The sequence below is a fragment of the Enterobacter cloacae complex sp. BZL2005 genome (assembly GCF_049238885.1).
In the GTDB taxonomy this organism is placed as follows: domain Bacteria; phylum Pseudomonadota; class Gammaproteobacteria; order Enterobacterales; family Enterobacteriaceae; genus Enterobacter; species Enterobacter roggenkampii.
On the sequence record NZ_JBMKGI010000035.1, the window covers coordinates 1 to 5,353 of the forward strand.

The following is a 5,353-nucleotide window of genomic DNA, read 5'->3' on the forward strand; positions in this document are numbered from 1 at the left end:
GTTCTGCGCTGTTACCGTGTAGCTGAGAATATTGGAGTCCGTGCGATTATGGTTCATGCACTGACTGAAGAAGCCAAAAACTTTTATCTTCACCATGGCTTTAAGGCGTCACAAACTCAGGAACGGACATTGTTTTTAAAGTTACCACAGTGAGGTTTGAGGAAGAAAGGGGCTTGTTCGATATTTAAGGTATTGATTTATAATGATTTTACCATTGAATTTAACATAATCTTTGTTATGCGCACCTGTATTGTCAGCACAAAGCGTTATCGTCGTCTCAGGGGCTGCGGATGTTTTCCTGGACTGTTATGTTGTGATCCCAAGATGCTGCCGGTACTTCACAGGACTCATTGCACCTAATGATAGCTTGATACGTTTCTCGTTATACCAGCGTATGTACCTGTCCAGGAAGCAGATAAATTTTTCCAGCGTGATACCCGCCCAGTCTCTGCCATAGAACATTTCGTTTTTGATACGCCCGAAGAAGCCTTCACACGCAGCATTATCCGACGAGCATCCTTTGCGCGACATGGACCTTATAAGTCCGGAGGTGTTGATACGCTCGAGCCAGCCCGGCCACCGGTAATGGCCACCACGATCGCTGTGTATCACTGGTTTATCATGTTCGTTGAGCGTATCGAGTGCGTCATCGAGCATCGTATTCACCAGCGTCGCGTCCGGGCGTGTTCCTATCGACCAGCTTACAACCAGGCCATCAAAGCAGTCGATAACCGGCGACAGATAGACTTTTCCAGCCGGAAGCTGGAACTCCGTAATATCGGTCAGCCACTTCTCATTTGGCCTGCAGGAACTAAAATCCCGGGCGAGTAAATTTTCCGGTGCCGGGCCGATTTCGCCACAGTAAGAGTTGTATCGTCGTCGCCTGGTGCGCTTAACAACGAGCTGCTCTTCTGCCATCAGTCTGCGGACAACCTTTTCAGAAATAACCCTGTTGTTACCGCGAAGCATCGCGTGAAGGCGCCGATAGCCGTAACAGCGGTAATTCTCCTCAAAGATATCGGCCATGATCACGCGTATTACCGCATACTTATCGTACAGACGTTTTGGTAAAAATAACAGCTGCGGGCAAGTTGCAGAACGCTTAGCAACTCAGCAACGGGGTACTTTTTCTTAAGGGCATCAACTATCAGGGTTTTCTCCCTGTTTTTCAGTTTCAGAAAGCTGACGCCCAGATCTTTTTTTATCAGTTCATTCGCCTTTGTCAGTATGTCACGTTCGAGCTGCAGCTGATGAATCTGCTTCCTGAGACGCTGGATTTCACCGAGTAAAGCATCCTGATTTTTATCCTGAGGGGCTGACTTTCGTTTGCGCATGGATTGATAAGCCTCGTCACTGATAAGGTCTTTCTTCCATTTGTACAGGACCGGGACGCTGACGCCTATGCTTTGTGCAACTTTACGCGCGGTTCCACGTCGGTTACAGAGCTCCCGGACGGCCTGAGACCTCTCTTCCGGGCTGAAGCATTTGTTTCGTGGGGACTGAACCAGGCTTCGATGGCGGGCAGGAACTGCCACAGCAGCATGAGTGCGGCGATGCAGCCAGTGATGACGAGCCAGCGCCGGATGAATCGATCCGGCGCCGGGCGGCTGTAGGGGTCGGGTAGGTCACGTCATTCTCCATGTTGAAATCAGCGCCAAAGGCCGCCAGTGCGCCAGCGTGGCGGACGTGGTGATACGGTCACTTCGGGGTCGAAACGGGCCGATGGAAACGGCGGCATCGCGGGCGGCGGAGCAAGTTCCAGCAAGCGCTCAATGCGTTCAGCCGTCGCTGGATGCGTGCGCAACCAGGAGGGTTCCGGATTGCCCCATCCGGGCAGCAGCCAGGCGCGCCAGGAGCGGCTCACCCGCTCGATCTTGGCGAGCGCTGAGGCCAGCCCGTGCGGGTCGCCGGTCAATTCGGCAGCGAGCCGGTCGGCGTCGAATTCGCGCACCCTGGACAAGCCCAACTGAGCCAGCAAGGCCAGCTGTGGCGCGACCGCAAGTAGAAGCAACGCGGGCCAATTGACTTCCGTGACTCCAAGCAATAGCGTTGGCAAGCTGAGCACGATCGCAAGCTGCCCCAACAAGGCCAGAAGATGGGTGAGCCGGCTGATGGAATCGGCCAAGCCCATGACACGCAAATCCTCGTTCGCAATATGCGCGATTTCGTGGCCGAGCACGCCGGTCAACTCGCGGGGCGTGAGGCTACGCAGCAGGCCGTCGGTCAGCGCGATGGCCGCGTGATGCTTCGAACCGGTGGCGAAGGCGTTGACGACCCCGCTGGGCACGTAGTGCGGTACCGGCACGGTAGGCAGCCCGGCCCGCGCCGCCAGTTCGCGCAACACAGCCCAAAGATCGGGCGCTTCATCCGGGTGCAGGGGGCGTGCGCCATACAGCCGCAAGGTCAGCCCGGAGGCGGCCGCCGGTTCAAGCAGCAGGGTGAACCCCGCAGCCGCAAGCGCCAGCCAAAGCCCGCCGTCACCCAACAGCAGGCTGCCAGCGACGGCGGCAATTCCGAGCAGGGTCAGCACCAACAGCACGGTTTGCAGGCGATTGTGCCAGCGATGCCGCGCGCCGACATTCTGCGCGTGGCGCAGATCACGACTGATCATCTGAGCTTTCCCCGGCTGTCCGGTCATCGCGCTCGCGCAGCAGCCAGTAAGTCGCCCCGAGGGCCAGTGTCGCGCCTGCAAGCGCCGCGACCTTGGCGGGGCCGGTCTCCGGGTCGAGGATTACGAATTTACGCGCCAGGGCGATCAGCCCGATCAGGATCACCGTCTTGACCTGGATGATGCTGTCGCGCCGCAAGGCCACCCTCACGATGGAATGCTTGAACTCCATGGCAATGAGCAGCGTCATGATCATGCCGAACACGGTCTGGAAGACCTTGTGATCGAGCGGATTGAATGCATCAATGATCAGCAGGCTGAAGACGATCGAGATCAGCTGCAGCAGCGAGACCACGATGATAACGGCAATGATTGCGGACAGCGCGAGCGCGATCACCTGTTCAAAGCGCTCGTAGAACGTCATCACTGCCCATTGGGCGCGAAATGTTTTGATCGGGTCTGCTTGCTTTTCCTTCATCGCCACTCCTCTCAATTCTGAAATACTTGTGCGCCCACAACTTGGTTGCACCCTCGTCTTTTTTGCCTGGTAGAGCGCGCTGTCCGCCTGCAGCATCACCTGCTCGACAGAGTGCAAACGGGGGTCAAGGAGAGCCACCCCCATGCTGGCGCTATAGCTGATCGACACCTCTCCACACACCACCGCTGTCGCCGCAGTGTCCTGACGAAATCGCTCCGCCCATACTTGGGCGCCTTCTATCGATACCGCTTCCAACAACACAGCGAATTCCTCCCCCCAATCCGGGCAGCCATGTCGGTTGCGCGAACATGTTCCCTCAACCGTGAAGCAAAGGGGTCGGTGATCACCATACGCAGCAACTGCTGCTCTATTTCCTTGCGAGAAGAGATGTCGAACAGAGTACCGACTATCAGTTGCCTGCCCGCGTCACCCAGCCATGGGCCTTGTTCCTCGAAAGTCGAGTTGCCAGAGGATCAGGTGAACAGATGGGCCGCGCCGTCACGCGAACGGATGGCCAGCGAGCGGGAGGGCAGTGCCGCCGCTGATGAGCAGTCCCCACGGCGTGGCCGACTGCTCATCACGCTTGTAGACGCCCGCGTGACCTGCGGCCACGACCGCCACCGCGATCGAGGCCAGGGAGGCTGCCCATGCCAGTGCCAGGCCGATGGGGTCGGACACGGCAGCCTCGCCCGCCATCAAGATGCGTCGCTCGCCTTCGCGGCATCCGGCTGCTCCGGCTCGGCCGGGGTCTGCGGTGGCTCTTTGCGTTCGAACACCACGCGTTCGGCCTTGTCGTCCCAGCGTGCGCTGGCGTGATCGCCCTTGCCGATACCGCCGCCGAGCATCTCGCGCGCCAGCGCAGTTTCCAGCTCGCTGCGGATCAGGCGCTTGAGTTCACGCGCACCGAACTCGGGCTTGTAGCCTTCTTCCGCGAAATGGTCGATCAGCGTCTGATCGAAAGTGAGCGTCACGCCCTGGCTGGCGGCGCTGCGCGCCACGCGATCGAGCTGCAGGCCGACGATGTGGCGGATCTCCTCCTTGCCCAGCGCATGGAAGACGATGATCTCGTCGATGCGGTTGAGGAACTCGGGCCGGAAATGGCCGCGCAGCACGTCCATGACTCCGGCCTTGGTCTTTTCGTACTCCTCGCCGGCCGCCCCGCGCGCCTTCAGCCGTCGCTGGATGATGTCCGAACCCAGGTTGGACGTGGCGATGATGATGGTGTTGGTGAAATCCACCACCCGGCCCTTGCCGTCGGTGAGGCGACCGTCGTCGAACACTTGCAGCAGGATGTTGTATACGTCAGGGTGTGCCTTCTCGATCTCGTCGAGCAGCAGCACGCTGTAGGGCTTGCGCCGCACCTTCTCGGTGAGCTGACCGCCTTCGTCGTAACCGACATAGCCCGGAGGCGCGCCCACCAATCGCGCCACGGTATGGCGTTCGCCATATTCCGACATGTCGATGCGCAACAGGGCGTGCTCATCGCCGTAGATCGATTCGGCCAATGCCTTGGCGAGCTCGGTCTTGCCCACCCCGGTCGGGCCCAGAAACAGGAAGGTAGCCACCGGTTTGCTGCCTTCACGCAGGCCGGCGCGGGACAGCCGCACGGCATCGGCCACGGCACGGACCGCCTCGTCTTGTCCCACCAGGCGCTCGTGCAGCCGTTGTTCCAAGTGCAGCAGCTTTTCGCGCTCTTCCACCGTCAACTCGTTGACCGGGATGCCGGTCAGGCGCGAGACGATCTGCGCCACGTGTTCCGCCTTGACCTCGGCACTGCCGGAGGCCCGCTCCCGCTCCCAGTCCTCGACGAGCTTCTTGAGCTCGGCCTCCTTGGCTTCGATGCGCTTCCCGAGCTCGGCGGCCTGGTCGTACTGCTTGCGCGCGGCCACGTAATCCTGTTCACGCCGCAGCTGGTGCAGTTCGGACTCCAGCTCCTGCACGGCCACCGGCCGGGCCGTGGCCGACAGCTTCACGCGCGCGGCCGCCTGGTCGAGCAAGTCGATCGCCTTGTCCGGCAGGAAGCGCGCCGTGATGTAGCGGTCGGACAACTCGGCCGCCGCGATGATCGCGTCCTCGGAGATGCTGACCTTGTGGTGCGCCTCGAAGGTGTCGCGCAGGCCGCGCAGAATCATGATGGCCTGGGCCACCGTCGGCTCGGGTACCGTCACCGGCTGGAAGCGCCGCTCCAGTGCGGCATCCTTCTCGATGTATTTCTGGTACTCGTTCAGCGTCGTGGCGCCGATCAGGTTGAGTTCACCGCGCGCCAT

4 protein-coding genes and 3 pseudogenes are annotated in these 5,353 nt (G+C 60.0%); 1 reads left to right on the top strand and 6 read right to left on the bottom strand.

Annotated features, from left to right (window positions below):
• A pseudogene (locus tag ACOTXI_RS24040) lies at window positions 1-153 on the top strand (GNAT family N-acetyltransferase); the annotation flags it as partial.
• A gap of 153 nt (window positions 154-306) precedes the next feature.
• Here the strand turns inward: ACOTXI_RS24040 and ACOTXI_RS24045 are convergent.
• The 6 genes and pseudogenes from ACOTXI_RS24045 to ACOTXI_RS24070 all read right to left on the bottom strand — a co-directional run.
• Window positions 307-1,493, bottom strand: a pseudogene (locus ACOTXI_RS24045) (IS3 family transposase); the annotation flags it as partial.
• A 155-nt stretch (window positions 1,494-1,648) separates the two neighbouring features.
• Window positions 1,649-2,611 carry a zinc metalloprotease HtpX gene (locus ACOTXI_RS24050; protein WP_004152113.1) on the bottom strand — a complete coding sequence of 321 codons (963 nt, stop codon included), beginning with the start codon at window positions 2,609-2,611 and terminating at the stop codon, window positions 1,649-1,651.
• Window positions 2,598-3,086, bottom strand: a complete 489-nt coding sequence (locus ACOTXI_RS24055; protein WP_004152114.1) for a phosphate-starvation-inducible PsiE family protein — start codon at window positions 3,084-3,086, stop codon at window positions 2,598-2,600. The genes ACOTXI_RS24050 and ACOTXI_RS24055 overlap by 14 nt, the downstream gene beginning before the upstream one ends.
• Window positions 3,087-3,200: 114 nt before the next feature.
• Window positions 3,201-3,347, bottom strand: a pseudogene (locus tag ACOTXI_RS24060) (diguanylate cyclase); the annotation flags it as partial.
• Window positions 3,348-3,584: 237 nt separating this feature from the next.
• Complete coding sequence (locus ACOTXI_RS24065; protein WP_004152115.1) at window positions 3,585-3,782, bottom strand: hypothetical protein; 198 nt, start codon at window positions 3,780-3,782, stop codon at window positions 3,585-3,587.
• A partial coding sequence (locus ACOTXI_RS24070) for an AAA family ATPase (RefSeq protein ID WP_421766150.1) occupies window positions 3,782-5,353 on the bottom strand: 1,572 nt, incomplete at its 5' end. The genes ACOTXI_RS24065 and ACOTXI_RS24070, both read right to left, overlap by 1 nt.